The organism is Streptomyces sp. NPDC001507 (genome assembly GCF_042894765.1).
Taxonomy (GTDB): domain Bacteria; phylum Actinomycetota; class Actinomycetes; order Streptomycetales; family Streptomycetaceae; genus Streptomyces.
The window spans coordinates 12,675-31,273 of sequence record NZ_JBIAVV010000009.1 but is presented as its reverse complement, the minus strand read 5'-3'; the positions used below and the strand labels follow the sequence as shown (position 1 = coordinate 31,273).

Below are 18,599 nucleotides of genomic sequence, written 5' to 3'. Positions count from 1 at the left end.
CGTTCACAGCAGTGCGTGCGATAGACATTGTCTCCAGGGGGCGCCCCGCTGCGGCAAGCGATTAACCAGCGGGGACACTGGAGCAGGACCGAGCGGACCAGTGAACGGAAGGAGCCTGACCGTGCAGCGGAAGGCGTACGTAACCGGCATCGCCGCCCTTCTCGCGGCCCTGCTGGCCGGCTGCACGAGCGGTTCCAGCGGTGGCGACGACACCAGCGGCAAGAACGCGGACACCAGCACCTCCACCGTCGCCGCCCAGCCCGGCAAGTACCGCACCCTCCCGGAGGCCTGCGGCGCGGTCAGCCACGACACCCTCGACTCGCTCCTGCCGGGCATCGCCCAGATCACCGACGAGCAGCAGCGCGAAAAGGCGTACGCGGGCGACGCGGCGCTCACCTACGACACCGACCGCAAGGTCGGCTGCCGCTGGAAGGTCGAGTCCACCGACGCCACGGACCGGCTGTCCGTCGATTTCGAGCGTGTGGTGTCGTACGACAACGCGGTCAGCGACGACAACGAGGCGCAGACGATCTACACGCAGCTGGAGTCGGCGGCGGACATCCCCGAGTCCGCGCCCCCGAGCCCGGCCGAGACGGAATCACCGTCGCCGACGCCGTCGTCGTCGGCTTCGTCGTCCGCGTCGGACTCCCCGTCCGCGACCTCATCGTCATCCTCGTCGTCATCCTCGTCGTCGTCCGCGTCGTCCTCCGGGTCGCCGTCCGGGTCCCCCGGCGGATCCGTCGATCCGTCCTCCTCGGCCTCCGCCACCCCGGCCGGTCTCCAGCCGCGCGCCCTCTCCGATCTCGGCGACGAGGCGTATCTCGACGACCAGCTCAGCGGCTCGGGTTCGACGGCCGAACAGCGGACGGTGACTGTGGTGTTCCGCACGTCGAACGTCGTCGTGACCATCGTGTACGAGGAGCAGCCGATGGCCACCGGGACCGTGCCGGACAGCAAGGAAATGCAGGACAGGGCGCAGAATCTGGCCGGGCAGCTGGCCGAGGCCCTCAACGGCTGAGGGTTCCCGCACGCCCTCCGCACCCCGCCCGCAAAGGACCTGAACCGGAACCGCACAGCTTCCTCACCGCGTACCGTGGCCCCTCGGACCCGATCCGACCGCAGGAACCCCGAACGTATGAGTGAAGGAACCATGCAGCGAGTAGCAGTCCAGTCAGACGACCAGCGTGCCCGGAACGGGCGGAAGGCACAGCGGCGGGCAGGGCGCCTGCGCCGCGGTCTCGTCTGCGCGGCCGCCGTCCCCGCCGTGGCGCTGTTCGCGACGGCCTGCTCCTCGGGCTCGGACGCCGCCGCGCAGGGGACGGGCGGAGGTTCGGACTCCTCCTCCGCCGCCGGGTCGACCGACACCGGCGGTTCCTCGGCGGCTTCGCCGGAGGTTCAGGCGGCGAAGTACGCGAAGCTGCCGAAGCCGTGTGCGGTGCTGTCGCAGAAGACGCTCACCTCGCTGGTGCCGAAGGGCGCGAAGTCGGGCAAGGAGGGCACGTCGGACGACGTGGCCACGCGGGGCAGCTGCTCGTGGAGCAGCCTGGACAGCAACGGCGTGAAGGGCTCGCAGTTCCGCTGGCTCAACATCTCCTTCCTGCGCTTCGACTCGGACGCAGGCCGGGGTTCGGGTGAGAAGCAGGCGGAGGCGTACTACACGAGCCAGGTGCAGGGTGCCCAGTCGGTGGCGGGTGCCAAGAACACCAAGTCGGTGCCGGTGTCCGGGGCCGGGGACCAGGCGACGGCGGTGCGCTACGACCTGAAGAAGAAGGAGGGCGCCTTCAAGCAGCAGACGGTCGTGGCCCGGGTCGCGAACGTCGTCGTCACCCTCGACTACAACGGTGCGGGTCTGGCGGGCGGGAAGGCGCCAGACGCGGACGCTCTGACGAAGGCGGCGGAGAAGGCGGCCACGGAGGCGGTGGGGTCGGTGGCGACGGCCAACGGCGCGGCTCCCGCACCGAGTTCACCTGCGGCGACGCCTTCGAAGTCGGTCTCCAAGTCGGCCTCGCCGTCCCCCTCGCCTTCCAAGTCGTCAGCCAAGAAGAGCTGACCGGCCACACGTACGCCGCACTGATGTGCCACCCTGTTGCGCGCAACAACTGGCAAGGGGAGGGGAGTACCGGTGGCCGCGCCCATACAGCTGACTCGGATGCACCGCGTTCTCATCGGTGTGGTCGTGACCGGCGCGATGATCATCGCCGGGATCGGCTTCGCCGGCTCGTACGCGGCCGTCCGTGAGCTGGCCATCAAGAAGGGTTTCGGGAACTTCGCCTATGTGTTCCCGATCGGCATCGACGCGGGCATCTGCGTCCTGCTCGCCCTTGACCTGCTGCTGACCTGGATCCGCATTCCCTTCCCGCTGCTGCGGCAGACGGCCTGGCTGCTGACCGTCGCGACGATCGCCTTCAACGGCGCGGCGGCCTGGCCGGACCCGCTGGGCGTGGGCATGCACGCGGTGATCCCGGTGCTGTTCGTGGTGGCGGTCGAGGCGGCCCGGCACGCGATCGGCCGGATCGCGGACATCACGGCGGACAAGCACATGGAGGGGGTGCGGCTCACCCGCTGGCTGCTCTCCCCGGTGCCGACCTTCCTCCTGTGGCGCCGGATGAAGCTCTGGGAGCTGCGCTCCTACGACCAGGTCATCAAGCTGGAGCAGGAACGTCTCGTCTATCAGGCGCGGCTCCGCTCCCGGTTCGGCCGCGCCTGGCGCAGGAAGGCTCCCGTGGAGTCCCTGATGCCCCTGCGGCTGGCCAAGTACGGCGTCCCGCTGGCGGACACGGCCCCGGACGGCCTGGCGGCGGCGGGCATCGACCTGCCGGCGCTGCTGCCCGCTGCCGAGTCGGCTGCGGGCGTTCGTGCCGCCGGGGCGGCGCCCGCCCCCCAGCAGGCGGCGCCTTCCGGCGGGCAGCGCCCGGAGCTGGTCCCCGGCCCCCGCCCGGAGCAGCCTGTGTACGCCTCCGCGCCGGAGCCGTCGCAGCCCGACCCGGAGGTCAACCCCTGGCTGCACGCCAGGAACCCGCAGCAGATCGAGTACCACGGCGACTACGACCCGACGTACGAGCCCCAGTACTCCGAGGAGCAGTACGCGGCCTGGCAGTACCAGCAGGAGCAGGAGCAGTACCAGCGCCAGCTGCAGGAGTACGAGCAGGCGCAGCTCCAGCAGCAGTTCCCGCCGGACCAGCTCCCCCAGGAGCAGCAGCCGCTGCCCGAGGAGTCCCCGTCGGAGACGACGGGCAGCTTCCCCATCCCCTCCGGTCCGGGCCGTACCCGTGAGCTCGGCGAGGGCGGCGGCCCGCCGGAGCCGACCGAGGAGGACTTCTACCTGGTCTTCAAGAAGTCGATAGACGGCGGCTACCCCAGCTCCAGCCAGTTCAGGGGTGACGTGGAGGCGACCTTCGGCACCACGCTCCCGCAGCGCGAGGCCGACCGCATGGTCAACCGCTTCACGAACCGCCACACGGCGGAGCTGCAGGACGACCACATCGCGTAGGCCGCGTAGGCGAGCCGCGCACGGCGTACGGCGTGAAGAAGGGGCCCTCCTCGGCGGAGGGCCCCTTCTTCATGCCGGCGTCACGCCCCGAGCAGCGCCCGTACCCGCTCCTGCCCGACCGCGAGCAGCAGCGTGGGCAGCCGGGGGCCGGTGTCCCGCCCGACCAGCAGGTGGTAGAGCAGGGCGAAGAACGTCCGCTGGGCCGTCTTGATCTCGGGCGGCAGTTCCTTCGGGGTGGCGTCGGCGGAGAACCCGGCCTGGACCTTGGGCACGCCGTAGACGAGGTGGGTGAGCCCGTCCAGCGACCAGTGCTCGGCGAGGCCGTCGAGGAGGAGCCGTACGGACTGCTGGGACGCCTCGTCGAGGGACTTCAGCAGTTCGGCGTCGGGCTCGTCGCGCACGATGGTCCGCTGGTCGGCCGGCACCTGGGTGTTGATCCAGGCCTCGGCCTTGTCGTACCGCGGCCGGGCCTCGTCCAGCGAGCCCAGCGGGTTGGCCGGGTCCAGTTCGCTGAGGATGCGCAGCGCCTGGTCCTCGTGCCCGGCGGTGATGTCGGCGACGGAGGCGAGGGTCCGGTACGGCAGAGGGCGCGGCGTCCGGGGCAGCTCGCCGGCGGCCGTACGGACGGCGCGCGAGTGCGCGGCGATGTCACCGGGCAGCGCGGACCCGTCCGCGACCTTCCCGTCGAGCTTGTCCCACTCGTCGTAGAGCCGCTGGATCTCCTGGTCGAAGGCGATCTTGAAGGACTGGTTGGGCCTGCGCCGGGCGTAGAGCCAGCGCAGGATCTGCGGCTCCATGATCTTCAGCGCGTCGGCCGGGGTGGGCACCCCGCCCCGCGAGGACGACATCTTCGCCATGCCGCTGATGCCCACGAAGGCGTACATGGGCCCGATGGGCTGCTTGCCCCCGAAGATCCCGACGATCTGCCCGCCGACCTGGAATGACGACCCCGGCGACGAATGGTCCACCCCGCTCGGCTCGAAGATCACGCCCTCGTAGGCCCACCGCATGGGCCAGTCGACCTTCCAGACCAGCTTGCCGCGGTTGAACTCGCTGAGCCGCACGGTCTCGGAGAACCCGCACTCGTTGCAGGTGTAGGTCAGCTCGGTGGTGCCGTCGTCGTACGCCGTGACGGTGGTGAGGTCCTTGCCGCAGCCGCCGCAGTACGGCTTGTACGGGAAGTACCCGGCGGAGCCGGACGAGCCGTCGTCCTCGCTCGCCGCGCCCGAGCCCTCCTCGGCCTCCAGCTCGGCCTCGTCGACCGCCTTCTGCTGGGGCTTCTTGCCGGTCTTCGGCTTGGTCCGGTACTGGGCGAGGATGGCGTCGATGTCCCCGCGGTGCTTCATGGCGTGCAGGACCTGCTCGCGGTACACGCCGGAGGTGTACTGCGCGGTCTGGCTGATCCCGTCGAACTCCACGCCCAGCTCGGCCAGCGACTCGATCATCGCGGCCTTGAAGTGCTCGGCCCAGTTCGGGTACGCGGAGCCCTGCGGGGCGGGCACCGAGGTGAGCGGCTTGCCGATGTGCTCGGCCCAGGACTCGTCGACGCCGGCGATCCCGTTCGGGACCTTGCGGTAGCGGTCGTAGTCGTCCCAGGAGATCAGGTGCCGGACCTGGTACCCGCGCCGCCGGACCTCGTCCGCGACCAGGTGCGGGGTCATGACCTCGCGGAGGTTGCCGAGGTGGATCGGCCCGGACGGGGAGAGACCGGACGCGACGACGACCGGTTTGCCCGGGGCCCGACGCTCCGACTCCTCGATGACCTCATCCGCGAAACGGGAGACCCAGTCGGTGGTCTCGGTGCTCTGAGCCACGATCGGCACGTCCTTCTTTCTGGCGTGGGACAGCCGGTACGGTCGCACGGCTGACCGCTCCATTGTCCCAGCCGAGACCGAATCCACGAAAACGGGTTATGGCAGGCGGCGCAGCCGCACTGTCAGGGGCGCGGGGAACTGCGCGACCAGCCACGACGCACCCGCACCCGGCCACGCACCGGTCCCCCGCGAGCTCGTAGCCGAGAAAACCCCTTTACCCCGCGTGAAATACTGGACCCGTCTACCAAACCCCACGAGGAGAAACGGCTCCCACTCCATGGCCCCGGTCACGCCCCTCAGCGCCTCCGTCAACCAGCAGCTCACCGACGCCCTGTCCGCCGCCCTGCCGGAGGCCACCGTCGACCCGCTGCTGCGACGCAGCGACCGGGCCGACTACCAGGCGAACGGCATCCTCGCCGCCGCCAAGAAGGCCAAGGCCAACCCCCGGGAGCTGGCGACGCAGGTCGTCTCCCACATCACCACCGGCGCGGACCTGATCCAGGACGTCGAGGTCTCCGGCCCCGGCTTCCTCAACATCACCCTCTCCGACAAGGCGATCACCGAGAACCTGGCCGCGCGGTACGCGGACGGCGACCGGCTCGGCGTGGCGGCGAAGGCGGACCCGGGCATCACGGTCATCGACTACGCCCAGCCGAACGTGGCCAAGGAGATGCACGTCGGCCACCTGCGCTCCGCGGTGATCGGTGACGCCCTGCGCGGCATGCTCGACTTCACCGGCGAGCGGACGATCGGCCGGCACCACATCGGCGACTGGGGCACCCAGTTCGGCATGCTCATCCAGCACCTGATCGAGAACCCGGACGAGCTGTCCGCGGAGACCGACACGGACGGCGAGCAGGCCATGTCGAACCTGAACCGGGTCTACAAGGCGTCCCGGGCGGTCTTCGACGCGGACGAGGCGTTCAAGGAGCGGGCGCGGAAGCGGGTGGTCGCCCTGCAGTCCGGCGACAAGGAGACCCTCGACCTGTGGCAGCGGTTCGTGGACGAGTCGAAGGTCTACTTCTACTCGGTCTTCGAGAAGCTGGACATGGAGATCCGGGACGACGAGATCGTGGGCGAGTCGGCGTACAACGACGGCATGCCCGAGACCGCCCGGCTGCTGGAGGAGATGGGCGTCGCGGTCCGTTCCGAGGGCGCCCTGGTCGTCTTCTTCGACGACATCCGGGGCAAGGACGACCAGCCCGTCCCGCTGATCGTGCAGAAGGCGGACGGCGGCTTCGGCTACGCGGCCTCCGACCTGACCGCGATCCGCAACCGGGTCCAGGACCTGCACGCCACCTCGCTGCTCTACGTCGTGGACGTCCGCCAGTCCCTGCACTTCAAGATGGTCTTCGAGGCGGCCCGGCGGGCGGGCTGGCTCACCGACGAGGTCACCGCGCACAACATGGGCTACGGCACGGTGCTGGGCGCGGACGGCAAGCCGTTCAAGACGCGTGAAGGTGAGACCGTCCGGCTGGAGGACCTGCTGGACGAGGCCGTGCAGCGGGCCGCCGAGGTGGTCCGGGAGAAGGCGCAGGACCTGACCGAGGAAGAGATCCAGGAGCGGGCCCAGCAGGTCGGCATCGGGGCCGTGAAGTACGCGGACCTGTCGACGTCGCCGAACCGGGACTACAAGTTCGACCTGGACCAGATGGTCTCGCTGAACGGCGACACGTCCGTGTACCTCCAGTACGCGTACGCCCGGATCCGGTCGATCCTCCGCAAGGCGGGCGAGGTCCGGCCTGCCGCCCACCCGGAGCTGGAACTGCACGCGGCGGAGCGGGCGTTGGGCCTGCACCTGGACGCGTTCGGCGACACGGTCTTCGAGGCGGCGGCGGAGTACGCCCCGCACAAGCTGGCCGCGTACCTGTACCAGCTGGCGTCCCTCTACACGTCGTTCTACGACAAGTGCCCGGTCCTCAAGGCCGACACCCCGCAGCAGGTGGAGAACCGCCTCCTCCTGTGCGACATCACGGCCCGCACCCTGCACCGGGGCATGGCACTGCTGGGCATCAGGACGCCCGAGCGGCTCTGACACCCGGTCGCCGACGGCGTTGTCAGTGACGCCCCTTACAGTCATCGCCATGGCGACTCTTCCCAACCCGCTGCCCAAGCTGGCGACCGACCCGAGTGGTCGGTCGCTCGGGCTCCAACTCCCGCCCGGGACACTGCTCGACGACACGCTCGACGGCCCCTGGCACCAGCCGTTGCTGTGGTACGCCGGGCAGCCCGCCGGGCCCGGGACCTGGACCGCGCTGGGTGCGCCGGCCGCCCGTGCGGGGCTGCTGCCGGTGCTCATCGACGTGTCCGAGCTCGACGACTGGGACTTCGCCCCCGGGGAGACGTCGTACCCGGGGGACCACGACGCCGACGAGGTGCTGGAGGACTACTGGGAGGAGGACCCGCCGGAGGGCGAGGAGTGGCCGGGACTCGCTCCCTCCACGGCGCTGGTCGCCGACCCGGACTCGCGTGCCGCGGACGTCGCCGACGCACTGAGCCAGGGGCGGCCCTGGCTGAAGGAGCCGCATCTGGCGCTGGTGTCCGCCCGGCGCAGCGCGGACATACCGGCGGCCATCGGCTGGAGCGGCCCGGTGAACTACGAGGAGGACGTGGCCCGGCTGTCCGCGGTGCTGCGCTCCTGGGAGGACCGGTTCGGCGTCCGGCTGGTGGCGCTCGGCTTCGACCACCTCGCGCTGTCCGTCGCCGCCCCGCCCGCCGACCTCGACGAGGCGGAGGCGGTCGCCGCCGAGCACTTCGCCTTCTGCCCGTACGCCGTGCTGCCGGACACCGAGGACACCCTCTCGTCGTACGCCGAGCAGCTGGTCGGGGAGCGGCTGTGGCACTTCTGGTGGGACTGAGTCCCGGCCTCGGCTAGCTGCCCAGGCCCTTGGCCAGCCTCCGCAACCCTTCCCCGATCTGCTCCGGCGTCTGCGTCACGAAGCACAGCCGCAGCGTCGAGCGGTCGGGGTCGGCGGCGTAGAAGGGTTCGCCGGGGACGTAGGCCACGTTCTGCTCCACCACCCGGCGGAGCAGCGCGGTGGTGTCGTACGACGACGGGAGCCTGGCCCAGAGGAACATGCCGCCCTCGGGCCGGTTCCAGGTGGACCCGGCCGGGAGGGCGTCGGCCACGCCGGCGAGCATGGCGTCCCGGCGTTCGCCGTACACCGCGCGCACCTTGGCGACATGGGCGTCGAGCACGTCCAGGTAGCGGGCGGCGGCGAGTTGGTTGAGGGTCGGGGTGTGCAGGTCGGCCGCCTGTTTGGCCACCGCGCAGGCACGGCGCAGGGCGCCGGGGGCGCGGAGCCAGCCGAGCCGGAGGCCGGGGGCCATGACCTTGGAGAAGGAGCCGAGCAGGACCGTCCGGTCCTCGGCGCCGGGGAAGGACGCGATCCAGGGGACGTGGTCGCCGTCGTAGCGCAGTTCGCCGTAGGGGTCGTCCTCTATGATCCACAGGCCGTGCCGGGCGGCGGTCGTGGCCAGGGCGGCGCGGCGGGCTGCGGGCACGGTGCGGCCGGTGGGGTTCTGGAAGGTCGGGACGAGGTAGAGGAGTTTGGGCCGTTCGGCGCGGATGAGCTCCTCCAGGGCGGCCGGGTCGACGCCGTCCGCGTCCCCGGGCACCGGCAGCACGCGTGCGCCGGCCAGCCCGAACACCTGAAGTGCCGCGAGGTAGCAGGGACTTTCGACGAGGACCGTGTCGCCTGGGTCGATCAGGGCGCTCGCGAGGAGGGAGAGGGCCTGCTGGGATCCGGTGGTGACGAGGAGGTCGTCGGCCTCGGTGGGCAGGCCCCGCGCGGAGACGCGTGCCGCGAGCCGCTGCCGCAGCGCCGGTTCGCCCTCGGTCGTCGAGTACTGCAGGGCCCGCTCCGGCGCCTCCTCGAGGACCGCGCGGAAGGCGGCGGCTATGCCCTCCCGGTCGAAGAGTTCGGGGGCCGGGAGCCCGCCCGCGAAGTTGATCACCTCGGGCCGGGCGGTGACCGCGAGGATCTCCCGCACGGGCGACCCGCCGACGGTCCGGGACCGAGCGGCGAGCGGGGGAAGCGGGGCGGGGGCAGGGGTGAGGGTCACGGACGGCTCCTTGGGCTGATCCTCGTCTTGGCGGGAGCGTAGAGAGGTACGTGCCGTCTACACCGGTGATTCCGCGATGCGGACGAGCGGCGCCGGATCCGTGTTCCGGGGTGCTTGGTCGTCCCGTGTCGCCGTCCCACGCGGCGTGATCCGCGCAGTTCAGCGGGGTGGACCGGGCTCAGGCGTCCCGAATCGCCCGTGAAGTCTGGCGGTTCGGCCGGGCCGCACCACAGGCTGAGGATGCTTCGGGACCGCCGACCGCGCCGAGATCGTCAAGGGAGCCCTCGTATGTCCGCCACGCACCGCACCCCGGCCGCCGGCCGCCGCCGCCTGCTCGCGGCGGCCGCCCTGGCGCTGGCCGCCGCGACCGCCCTCACCGGCTGCCGCGACGGACAGGGCGTACGCGACGAGGGCCCGTCCTCCTCCGCGGCCCGCGTCCGGCCCGGCGCCGATCCCACCCGGGGACCGGCACCCGGGTCCGGCGTCCCCGGTCAGCCCAGCATCCGGGCGGCCTCCACCGCCCAGTAGGTGAGGATGTTCTGCGCGCCGGCCCGCCTGATGCCGGTCAGGGTCTCCAGGATCGCGCGGTCGCGGTCGATCCAGCCCTTCTCGGCGGCGGCCTCGATCATCGAGTACTCGCCGGAGATCTGGTACGCGGCGACCGGCACGTCCACCGAGTCGGCGACCCGCGCGAGGATGTCGAGGTAGGGCCCGGCCGGCTTGACCATCACCATGTCGGCCCCCTCCTCCAGGTCGAGGGCGAGTTCCCGCAGCGACTCCCGCACGTTGGCGGGGTCCTGCTGGTAGGTCTTGCGGTCGCCCTTCAGCGAGGACCCGACGGCCTCCCGGAAGGGGCCGTAGAAGGCGGAGGCGTACTTCGCGGTGTAGGCGAGGATCGCGACGTCCTCGCGGCCGATCTGGTCGAGCGCGTCGCGGACGACGCCGATCTGGCCGTCCATCATCCCGCTGGGCCCGACGACGTGGGCGCCCGCGTCGGCCTGCACCTGGGCCATCTCGGCGTACCGCTCCAGCGTGGCGTCGTTGTCGACGCGGCCCTCGGCGTCGAGGACCCCGCAGTGCCCGTGGTCGGTCGTCTCGTCGAGACAGAGATCGGACATCACGAGCAGGTCGTCGCCGACCTCGGCGCGCACGTCCCGCAGCGCGACCTGCAGAATCCCGTCCGGGTCGGTACCGGGGGTCCCGAGGGCGTCCTTCTTCCCCTCCTCCGGCACCCCGAACAGCATGATCCCGGAGATGCCCGCCTCGACCGCCTCCGCGGCCGCCTTCTTCAGGCTGTCCCTGGTGTGCTGCACGACGCCGGGCATGGCGGCGATCGGCACCGGCTCGCTCACCCCCTCCCTGACGAACGCCGGGAGGATGAAGTCCGCGGGGTGCAGCCGGGTCTCGGCGACCATGCGCCGCATGACGGGGGTGGTCCGCAGCCGCCGCGGCCGCGTGCCGGGGAAGGAGCCGTACTTCGTCATGCCCCCTACGCTACGCCCGCCACAGCAGCCCCCTTACCGACTCGACGTCGGCGCCCCCGAAGGGCGGGTGGACGAGGAAGTTCGCGTAGCGGGCGGACAGCTCTACGACAGTGGCCATAGGGTGCCCCGCCTACTTCCAGGTCAACTCGCCCGTGGTGGGGACGAGGGACTCCAGCCGGCTGAAGACGTCCTCGGGCCCGTCGATGACGGTGGTGTTGGGTCTGCCCGCGTACTCCCTGGCCCACTCGTGGGTCAGGAGGGAGCGCATCAGGAAGACCCGGCGCCCGTGTTCCAGCGCGAGTCGTGCCTGCACACGTGCGCCGCTTCGGTAGGCGGCCTCCACGACGACGGTGGCGAGGCTGTACCCGCTCATCACGGCGTTGCGCATGGGGAAGGACGCCTTCGACGGCGGCGCGTCGGGCCAGAACTGCGAGATCAGCAATCCTCGCTCGGCGATCTCCTCCTGAAGCCGCGCGTTCTGCGCGGGGTAGACCCGGCGCAGCCCCGTGCCGATGACACCGACGGTACGTCCACCCACGGCGAGGGCGGCACCGTGCGCGGCGGTGTCGATCCCGGCGGCCAGACCGCTGACGACGGTGACACCCCGCTCGGCGAGGCCCCCCGCGATGGCGCGGGCGTGAGCGATCCCGTCGGGGGTGGGCGTGCGGGTACCCACGACGGCGACGCGCAGATCGTTCTCGACGGGCGTGCCCCGCAGGAACAGGAACGGAGGTCGTTGGTGGACCAGCCGCAGATAGAGCGGGTAGTCCTGGTCGAGGATAGTCACCAACCGCATCCCCTCCCGTTCCCAGGCGGCGACCTCGTCGGCGATGCCGTCCAGGTCCACGGCGGGGCCGGGATCGAAGAGCGCGGCCTGTCCGGACGCGTCGAGCGCGTCGTTCAGGACGTCCCGGGCGCTGCCGACCATCTCGATCTGGTCGGTCAGCTCGGACCAGGAGCGATCACCGCGCCGCAGCAGTGCTACGACGGCTGCCCGCTCCAGCTCCTGATCCATGGCGCAAGTATAGGAACGCCCTCGGGCGCGAGGAGTGGCCGAGAACGAACGAACGGAAGCTGTCGCGGTCATCTGCCGGGCTCCGCTCAGGCCGCGCAGGCATCGGCGGGCGTTGCCTGCCGATGCCTGCAGTCACGGCAACGGCCGGGCGCCGGTGCGCGGAAGGCACGTTCACAGCCGTCGCAGGTCTGGAAGGGGTGCGTGCGGCGTCGGCCGCCCCGGACATCCGCCGGTACGGAGGATGGTGCGGGAATCGCCGGCAGGGGCGCGGGCAGCAGTTCACGGAGGCGGTAGTCGAGCACACCGGCCGGGCGTCGCATGTCCACGGGGAGATCGGCGGTCAGGGCGCGGTGCACGACGGCTGCCGGGACACCACGGTCGAACCAGGCGGTGACAGCGGGGGCGAGCCGGTGCACGTCCCGTGGGGAGAGCGTGAGGCGGTCGTCGGAGCGGCGCAGAGCTGCGAGGAGGGCAGCAGCCTTCTCGTGACGTGCGTCGGGATGTGTCTGCACAGCGGACGGAACGCACGCGACGGACTGGTCGTCGGCCGCCTCGTGACCTCCCTCGGGCCCTGCGGGTAGCACCGGCTCGGCCTCGGCAGGGACGGAGACGGCCGGTGCGTCGTGGGCCGCCGGCCCGGCGCCGTCTCGGTCGTCCTCCTGAGGTGCCTGCCGGTCGTCCGCCGAGGGGCGGGCCGCCGCAACGCCTCGCGTCCGGCCTCGCGCCGTGCCTGCCCCGCCGGGGGTGTGGTGCGCATATGTCCGGGTGAACAACCGCCCCGCCTCGGTACGCTCCCGGACCCGCTCCAGGTAGCCGTGCGCCTCCAACTCCCGCAGGGCGAAGGCGATCCGGTCCCGCCCCTCGGGGAAGCGGTCGGCGAGACCGCGGATGTCGACCGGGGCGCCCTCCGGCAGCGACAGGATGTGGGTGCCCAGTCCGATCGCGGTCAGCGACAGCTCGCGATGCTGGGCGAGGTGATTGCCTACGACGGTGTAGTGGCCCGACTGGTACGTGCGTACGTGGGTGACACCGGAGTGGGTGGTCGTCGGTCGAACGTCCTGATTCGAGCGCGGCGCGGGGATAAGCTTCTTCTCAGCCATGGGGAAGGGTCCTGTCTTCCTCGTTGGTCAGGCCCTCGCACTGGGATGCCAGTCCCGGCGGGGGCCGAAGCACGTATGGGGTTGTGGATGTTGCCTGCGGCGAGACTGCCCGCCCGAGCCACCGCCGCGCCAGCCACACCGGCCGGATTCACCCGCCCGTGTGACGAAGGCGAGGTTTGGTCGGTTGGTGGGTTATTTCCCCGGGTTCTTTGGTCTTTTACCGCCCGCAGCCCCGGCCCGCGCCGCACCGCGTCCCGCCCTTCCGGCTGCCGGGGCCGCACGCCGAGCCCACCCACCCGCGGACGACAGCGCCCCCGAAGAGCCACGGGAAACCGCACGCCCAGCCCCACCCACCCGCGGACGACAGCGCCCCCGAAGGGGCGCGGGGAACTGCGCGGCCAGCCCCCGCCCACCCGCAGCCGACCGACGACACGCGAAAGGGGGTCCGGGGCGCAGGCCCCGGACCCCCTCACCTCGCGTAGCTCGCGCGGCTCACGTGGTGGTACGCCTCCTGCGTGCCCCCGGCCGCCGTTCGCTCGGCCGGGTCACCGGATCGCCGGCCTCCAGCGCGCTCGCGCGCCTGCGCAGGCCGAACTCCGCCAGCGCCTCCGCCAGCTTCGCGGCCGACGGCTCCGGAGCCATCACGTCCACCCGCAGCCCGTGCTCCTCGGCCGTCTTGGCCGTGGCGGGCCCGATACAGGCGATCACCGTCACGTTGTGCGGCTTCCCGGCGATGCCCACCAGGTTCCGCACGGTCGACGACGACGTGAAGAGCACCGCGTCGAAGCCGCCGCCCTTGATCGCCTCCCGGGTGTCGGCCGGCGGCGGCGACGCCCGCACGGTCCGGTAGGCGGTCACGTCGTCCACCTCCCACCCGAGCTCGATGAGCCCGGCGACCAGCGTCTCGGTGGCGATGTCGGCACGCGGCAGGAAGACGCGGTCGATCGGGTCGAAGACCGGGTCGTAGGGCGGCCAGTCCTCCAGCAACCCCGCGGCGCTCTGCTCACCGCTCGGCACCAGGTCCGGCTTCACGCCGAAGGCGACCAGCGCCTTGGCGGTCTGCTCGCCGACCGCCGCGACCTTGATCCCGGCGAAGGCACGGGCGTCGAGCCCGTACTCCTCGAACTTCTCCCGGACCGCCTTGACGGCGTTGACCGAGGTGAAGGCGATCCACTCGTAGCGGCCGGTGACGAGCCCCTTCACGGCCCGCTCCATCTGCTGGGGCGTGCGCGGCGGCTCGACGGCGATGGTCGGCACCTCGTGCGGCACGGCCCCGTAGGACCGCAGCTGGTCGGAGAGGGACGCCGCCTGCTCCTTCGTGCGTGGCACGAGCACCTTCCAGCCGAACAGCGGCTTGGACTCGAACCACGACAACTGGTCGCGCTGCGCGGCGGCGGACCGCTCACCGACCACGGCTATCACCGGCCGGCCGCCGTCCGGCGACGGCAGCACCTTCGCCTGCTTCAGGGTCTGCGCGATGGTGCCGAGAGTGGCGGTCCAGGTGCGCTGGCGGGTCGTCGTACCGGCGACGGTGACCGTCAGCGGGGTGTCCGGCTTGCGGCCGGCGGCGACCAGTTCCCCGGCGGCCGCGGCCACCGAGTCGAGGGTCGTCGACACGACCACCGTGCCGTCCGAGGCGCCGACCTCGGTCCAGCAGCGGTCCGAGGCGGTACGGGCGTCCACGAAGCGGACGTCCGCGCCCTGCGCGTCCCGCAGCGGTACACCGGCGTAGGCCGGCACCCCCACCGCGGCCGCGACACCCGGCACGACCTCGAACGGCACACCCGCGGCGACGCAGGCGAGCATTTCCTCGGTCGCGTACGTATCTAGTCCCGGGTCCCCGGACACCGCACGGACGACCCGCCTGCCACCCCGCGCGGCCTCCATGACAAGATGAGCCGCATCCCGCACGGGCGGGAGGGAAGCGGTTGTTGACGCGCCGTCAACAACCGTGAGTTGAGGCGTGCCCGTGCCCGGATACGGGTCCGACAACGGATCCGGATTCGTGGTCACGACGGAGACGCCCTGCCTGGCGTGGCTTCTGATCACGTCGAGCACCTCGTGCTCGGCGACCAGGACGTCCGCGCTGGACAGTGCCTCCACGGCACGCAAGGTCAGCAGTCCCGGATCCCCGGGTCCGGCACCCAGGAAGGTGACGTGCCCGTGTTCCAGGCCGGCGGGAAGGTTGGTGGGGCTCACTGTGCTCGCTCCCCCATCAGACCGGCCGCGCCCTGGGCAAGCATCTCGGTGGCGAGTTCGCGACCGAGCGCCGTCGCCTGGTCGTATGTCTCGGGCACGGGACCGGTGGTGGACATCTGCACCGTACGGGTGCCGTCGGTCGTGCCGACGACGGCCCGCAGGCGCATTTCCTTGACAATCTGCCCGTCGGCCAGCAGGTCGGCAAGCGCGCCCACAGGGGCGGAGCAGCCGGCCTCCAGGGCGGCGAGCAGTGATCGCTCGGCGGTCACGGCGGCCCGCGTGAGCGGGTCGTCGAGTTCCCCGAGCGCGACGATGAGCTCCGCGTTGTCCGCGGCGCACTCGATCGCCAGTGCCCCCTGGCCGGGGGCGGGCAGAACCGTGTCGACCGACAGGAAGTCGGTGACCTCGTCGATGCGGCCGATGCGGCTCAGGCCGGCCGCCGCCAGCACGACGGCATCGAGCTCGCCGTCGTGTATGTATCCGATCCGGGTGTCGACGTTCCCCCGGATCGGCACGGTCTCGATGTCCAGCCCGTGGGAGCGCGCGTACGCGTTCAGCTGCGCCGCCCTGCGCGGCGAACCGGTGCCGATGCGCGCCCCGCGCGGCAGGTCGGTGAACTTCAGCGCGTCCCGGGCGACGATCACGTCCCGCGGGTCCTCGCGCACCGGTACGGCGGCCAGGACCAGGTCGGCGGGCTGGGTGGTCGGGAGGTCCTTGAGCGAGTGAACCGCGAAGTCGACCTCGCCGCGCAGCAGCGCGTCCCGCAGGGCGGTCACGAAGACACCCGTGCCGCCGATCTGTGCGAGGTGCTCGCGGGAGGTGTCGCCGTACGTGGTGATCTCCACGAGTTCGACGGGCCGGCCGATCACCCGGTGTACGGCCTCCGCCACCTGCCCGGACTGGGCCATGGCGAGTCTGGATCGCCTGGTCCCCAGCCGCAATGGCTTCAGTGGATAGTCACTCATGCCGGTCGGTCCTTCTCGTCTGTGCTGTCCACGGCCCGGGAGACGGCGGCCACCGTCTCGGGGTCGAGGTCGAACAGGGTCCGCAGCGCGTCCGCGTACCCGGCGCCGCCGGGCTCGGCCGCGAGCTGTTTCACCCGTACGGTCGGCGCGTGCAGCAGCTTGTCGACGACCCGGTGCACGGCCTGCCGGATCTCGCCGCGCTGGCGTTCGTCCAGGTCGGGCAGACGCCCGTCGAGCCGTGCGATCTCGCCCGCGACGACGTCGGCTGCCATCGTCCGCAGGGCCACCACGGTGGGCGTGATGTGCGCCGCCCGCTGGGCCGCGCCGAAGGCGGCGACCTCGTCCGAAACGATCCTCCGCACCTGGTCCACGTCGGCCGCCATCGGCGCGTCCGCGGACGCCTCCGCCAGCGACTCGATGTCCACCAGGCGCACCCCGGCCAGCCGGTGCACGGCCGCGTCGATGTCGCGGGGCATGGCGAGGTCGAGGAGGAAGAGCGCGGGGGCGGGCCGGGCGAAGCCGGCGACCGGCTCCGGCCTGCGCCGCTCCGGGATCCGGCCGACCCGGGCGGCGGCCGCGGCCAGCGCCCCGATCAGCTCGGCCTGGGCCTCGGGACTCTCGGGCGTACGACGTCCGGTCTCCCGGATGTCGACGGTCCCGTTGTCCACCCAGGCCGCGTGCTGCTCCAGCTCCGCCGCGGCCATCCCGGCGACGGCGGCCTCCCCCATCACGGAGAAGCCACTCTGCGCGGCGGTGAGGTCGAGGGGGCAGTTGTCGTCGTTCCCGAGTCCGGCAGCGGCGCCGGCCGACGGCTGCTTCGGCGCGCGCGGTACGTCGATCTCGGCGACGGGCTCACCCGTACGGCCCTCGACGGCCGCCGCGACCGCCTCCGCGGTCAGCACCAGCCCCGTCGCCCCCGTGCAGGAGACGGCGACGTCGGCACGTGTCAGCTCGCCCGGCACCGCATTCATCGGTACCGCGCGGGCCACCACGTCCGTGTCGTCGGCGTCGTTCAGGATCTGCGCCAGCCGCTCCGCACGGTCGTACGTGCGGTTCGCGACGACGATCTCCGCCACCCCCGCCCGTGCCAGCGTCGCCGCGGCCAGCGAGGACATCGATCCGGCGCCGATGACCAGCGCCTTCTTGCCCTTGGCCCAGTCCTGCACATCCCCGCCGGCCGCCAGCTGCTCGAGACCGAAGGTGACCAGGGACTGTCCGGCCCGGTCGATCCCGGTCTCGGAGTGAGCCCGCTTGCCGACCCTGAGGCCCTGCTGGAACAGGTCGTTCATCAGCCGCCCGGCGCTGTGCAGCTCCTGCGCGCGGGCCAGGGAGTCCTTGATCTGCCCGAGGATCTGCCCCTCGCCGACCACCATCGAGTCGAGCCCGCAGGCCACCGAGAACAGGTGGTGGACGGCACGGTCCTCGTAGTGCACGTAGAGATAGGGGGTGAGCTCGTCGAGCCCGACCCCGCTGTGCTGGGCGAGCAGCGTGGACAGCTCGGCGACCCCGGCGTGGAACTTGTCCACGTCGGCGTAGAGCTCGATGCGGTTGCAGGTGGCGAGGACCGCGGCCTCGGTGGCCGGCTCGGCGGCGACGGTGTCCTGGACCAGCTTGACCTGGGCGTCCGCGCCGAGCGCGGCCCGCTCCAGGACGCTGACCGGGGCGCTGCGGTGGCTCAGCCCGACGACGAGGAGACTCATGCCGGCATCACGGCGGGTACGTCCCCGTCGGGTCCCTGCTCGTCGGCCTCCTGGTGCGCCGCGGCCGGCGCGGCCGTGCCCTCGTGCTCCTCGCCGGCCTTGCGCTGCTCGTGGAAGGCGAGGATCTGCAGCTCGATGGAGAGGTCGACCTTGCGTACGTCGACGCCGTCCGGGACGGAGAGCACGGTCGGCGCGAAGTTCAGGATGGAGGTGACCCCGGCGGCCACCAGGCGGTCGCAGACCTGCTGGGCGACGCCCGGCGGAGTGGTGATCACGCCGATGGAGACGCCGTTGTCGGAGATGATCTTCTCCAGGTCGTCGCTGTGCTGCACGGCGATCCCGGCGACCTGCCGCCCCGTCATCGCCGGATCGGCGTCGATGAGCGCCGCGACCCGGAATCCGCGCGACGCGAACCCGCCGTAGTTGGCGAGGGCGGCCCCCAGATTTCCGATACCGACGATCACAACCGGCCAGTCCTGGGTCAGGCCCAGCTCACGGGAGATCTGGTAGACGAGATACTCGACGTCGTAGCCGACACCGCGCGTTCCGTACGAACCCAGGTAGGAGAAGTCCTTGCGCAGCTTCGCGGAGTTGACCCCCGCGGCCGCGGCCAGTTCCTCCGAGGAGACCGTGGGGACCGAGCGCTCCGACAGTGCGGTCAGAGCGCGGAGGTACAGCGGAAGCCGGGCGACAGTGGCCTCGGGGATCCCTCGGCTGCGGGTCGCCGGTCGGTGAGTTCGGCCAGTTGCCACGGTGCTCCAACGGGT

15 protein-coding genes are annotated in these 18,599 nt (G+C 71.8%); 6 read left to right on the top strand and 9 right to left on the bottom strand.

Features of this window, described 5'->3' with window-relative positions; translation table 11 throughout:
* Positions 1-121 precede the first annotated feature (121 nt).
* The 3 genes from ACFY0K_RS27570 (at position 122) to ACFY0K_RS27560 (ending at position 3,490) form a co-directional block, all read left to right on the top strand.
* Complete coding sequence (locus ACFY0K_RS27570) at positions 122-1,018, top strand: DUF3558 domain-containing protein (RefSeq protein WP_390642104.1); 897 nt, start codon at positions 122-124, stop codon at positions 1,016-1,018.
* Between the two features lie 117 nt (positions 1,019-1,135).
* On the top strand, positions 1,136-2,050 hold the full coding sequence (locus ACFY0K_RS27565) for a DUF3558 domain-containing protein (RefSeq protein WP_390642103.1): 915 nt from the start codon (positions 1,136-1,138) through the stop codon (positions 2,048-2,050).
* Positions 2,051-2,149: 99 nt separating this feature from the next.
* On the top strand, positions 2,150-3,490 hold the full coding sequence (locus ACFY0K_RS27560; RefSeq protein ID WP_390642102.1) for a DUF2637 domain-containing protein: 1,341 nt from the start codon (positions 2,150-2,152) through the stop codon (positions 3,488-3,490).
* An 80-nt stretch (positions 3,491-3,570) separates the two neighbouring features.
* Here the strand turns inward: ACFY0K_RS27560 and lysS are convergent, their stop codons facing one another.
* Complete coding sequence (lysS, locus tag ACFY0K_RS27555) at positions 3,571-5,313, bottom strand: lysine--tRNA ligase (RefSeq protein WP_390642402.1); 1,743 nt, start codon at positions 5,311-5,313, stop codon at positions 3,571-3,573.
* Positions 5,314-5,581: 268 nt separating this feature from the next.
* Here lysS and argS point away from each other — a divergent pair, with 268 nt between their 5' ends.
* Positions 5,582-7,339: an arginine--tRNA ligase gene (argS, locus tag ACFY0K_RS27550; protein WP_390642101.1), complete on the top strand. Its 1,758-nt coding sequence runs from the start codon at positions 5,582-5,584 to the stop codon at positions 7,337-7,339.
* A gap of 49 nt (positions 7,340-7,388) precedes the next feature.
* Positions 7,389-8,162 carry a DUF4253 domain-containing protein gene (locus ACFY0K_RS27545; RefSeq protein ID WP_390642100.1) on the top strand — a complete coding sequence of 258 codons (774 nt, stop codon included), beginning with the start codon at positions 7,389-7,391 and terminating at the stop codon, positions 8,160-8,162.
* A 13-nt stretch (positions 8,163-8,175) separates the two neighbouring features.
* Here the strand turns inward: ACFY0K_RS27545 and ACFY0K_RS27540 are convergent, their stop codons facing one another.
* Positions 8,176-9,369 carry a PLP-dependent aminotransferase family protein gene (locus tag ACFY0K_RS27540; protein WP_390642099.1) on the bottom strand — a complete coding sequence of 398 codons (1,194 nt, stop codon included), beginning with the start codon at positions 9,367-9,369 and terminating at the stop codon, positions 8,176-8,178.
* Positions 9,370-9,657: 288 nt separating this feature from the next.
* Between ACFY0K_RS27540 and ACFY0K_RS27535 the strand changes: the two genes are divergently transcribed.
* Positions 9,658-9,897: a hypothetical protein gene (locus tag ACFY0K_RS27535; protein ID WP_390642098.1), complete on the top strand. Its 240-nt coding sequence runs from the start codon at positions 9,658-9,660 to the stop codon at positions 9,895-9,897.
* On the opposite strand, the gene hemB is transcribed toward ACFY0K_RS27535, so the two are convergent.
* The 7 genes from hemB to ACFY0K_RS27500 form a co-directional block, all read right to left on the bottom strand.
* Positions 9,861-10,853: a porphobilinogen synthase gene (hemB, locus tag ACFY0K_RS27530; RefSeq protein WP_093499926.1), complete on the bottom strand. Its 993-nt coding sequence runs from the start codon at positions 10,851-10,853 to the stop codon at positions 9,861-9,863. The genes ACFY0K_RS27535 and hemB overlap by 37 nt on opposite strands.
* Before the next feature lie 130 nt (positions 10,854-10,983).
* A complete protein-coding gene (locus ACFY0K_RS27525; RefSeq protein ID WP_390642097.1) occupies positions 10,984-11,868 on the bottom strand; it encodes a DNA-processing protein DprA in 885 nt (294 codons plus the stop codon).
* Between the two features lie 86 nt (positions 11,869-11,954).
* On the bottom strand, positions 11,955-12,968 hold the full coding sequence (locus ACFY0K_RS27520) for a helix-turn-helix domain-containing protein (protein WP_390642096.1): 1,014 nt from the start codon (positions 12,966-12,968) through the stop codon (positions 11,955-11,957).
* Positions 12,969-13,460: 492 nt separating this feature from the next.
* Positions 13,461-15,167 (bottom strand): uroporphyrinogen-III synthase, encoded by a 1,707-nt coding sequence (locus tag ACFY0K_RS27515; protein WP_390642095.1) that lies wholly within the window; start codon positions 15,165-15,167, stop codon positions 13,461-13,463.
* Complete coding sequence (gene hemC / locus ACFY0K_RS27510) at positions 15,164-16,132, bottom strand: hydroxymethylbilane synthase (RefSeq protein ID WP_390642094.1); 969 nt, start codon at positions 16,130-16,132, stop codon at positions 15,164-15,166. The genes ACFY0K_RS27515 and hemC overlap by 4 nt, the downstream gene beginning before the upstream one ends.
* Positions 16,129-17,832, bottom strand: a complete 1,704-nt coding sequence (locus ACFY0K_RS27505) for a glutamyl-tRNA reductase (RefSeq protein ID WP_390642093.1) — start codon at positions 17,830-17,832, stop codon at positions 16,129-16,131. The genes hemC and ACFY0K_RS27505 overlap by 4 nt, the downstream gene beginning before the upstream one ends.
* Positions 17,829-18,584, bottom strand: a complete 756-nt coding sequence (locus tag ACFY0K_RS27500; protein WP_390642092.1) for a redox-sensing transcriptional repressor Rex — start codon at positions 18,582-18,584, stop codon at positions 17,829-17,831. Before ACFY0K_RS27500 ends, ACFY0K_RS27505 begins: the two co-directional genes overlap by 4 nt.
* Positions 18,585-18,599 lie beyond the last annotated feature (15 nt).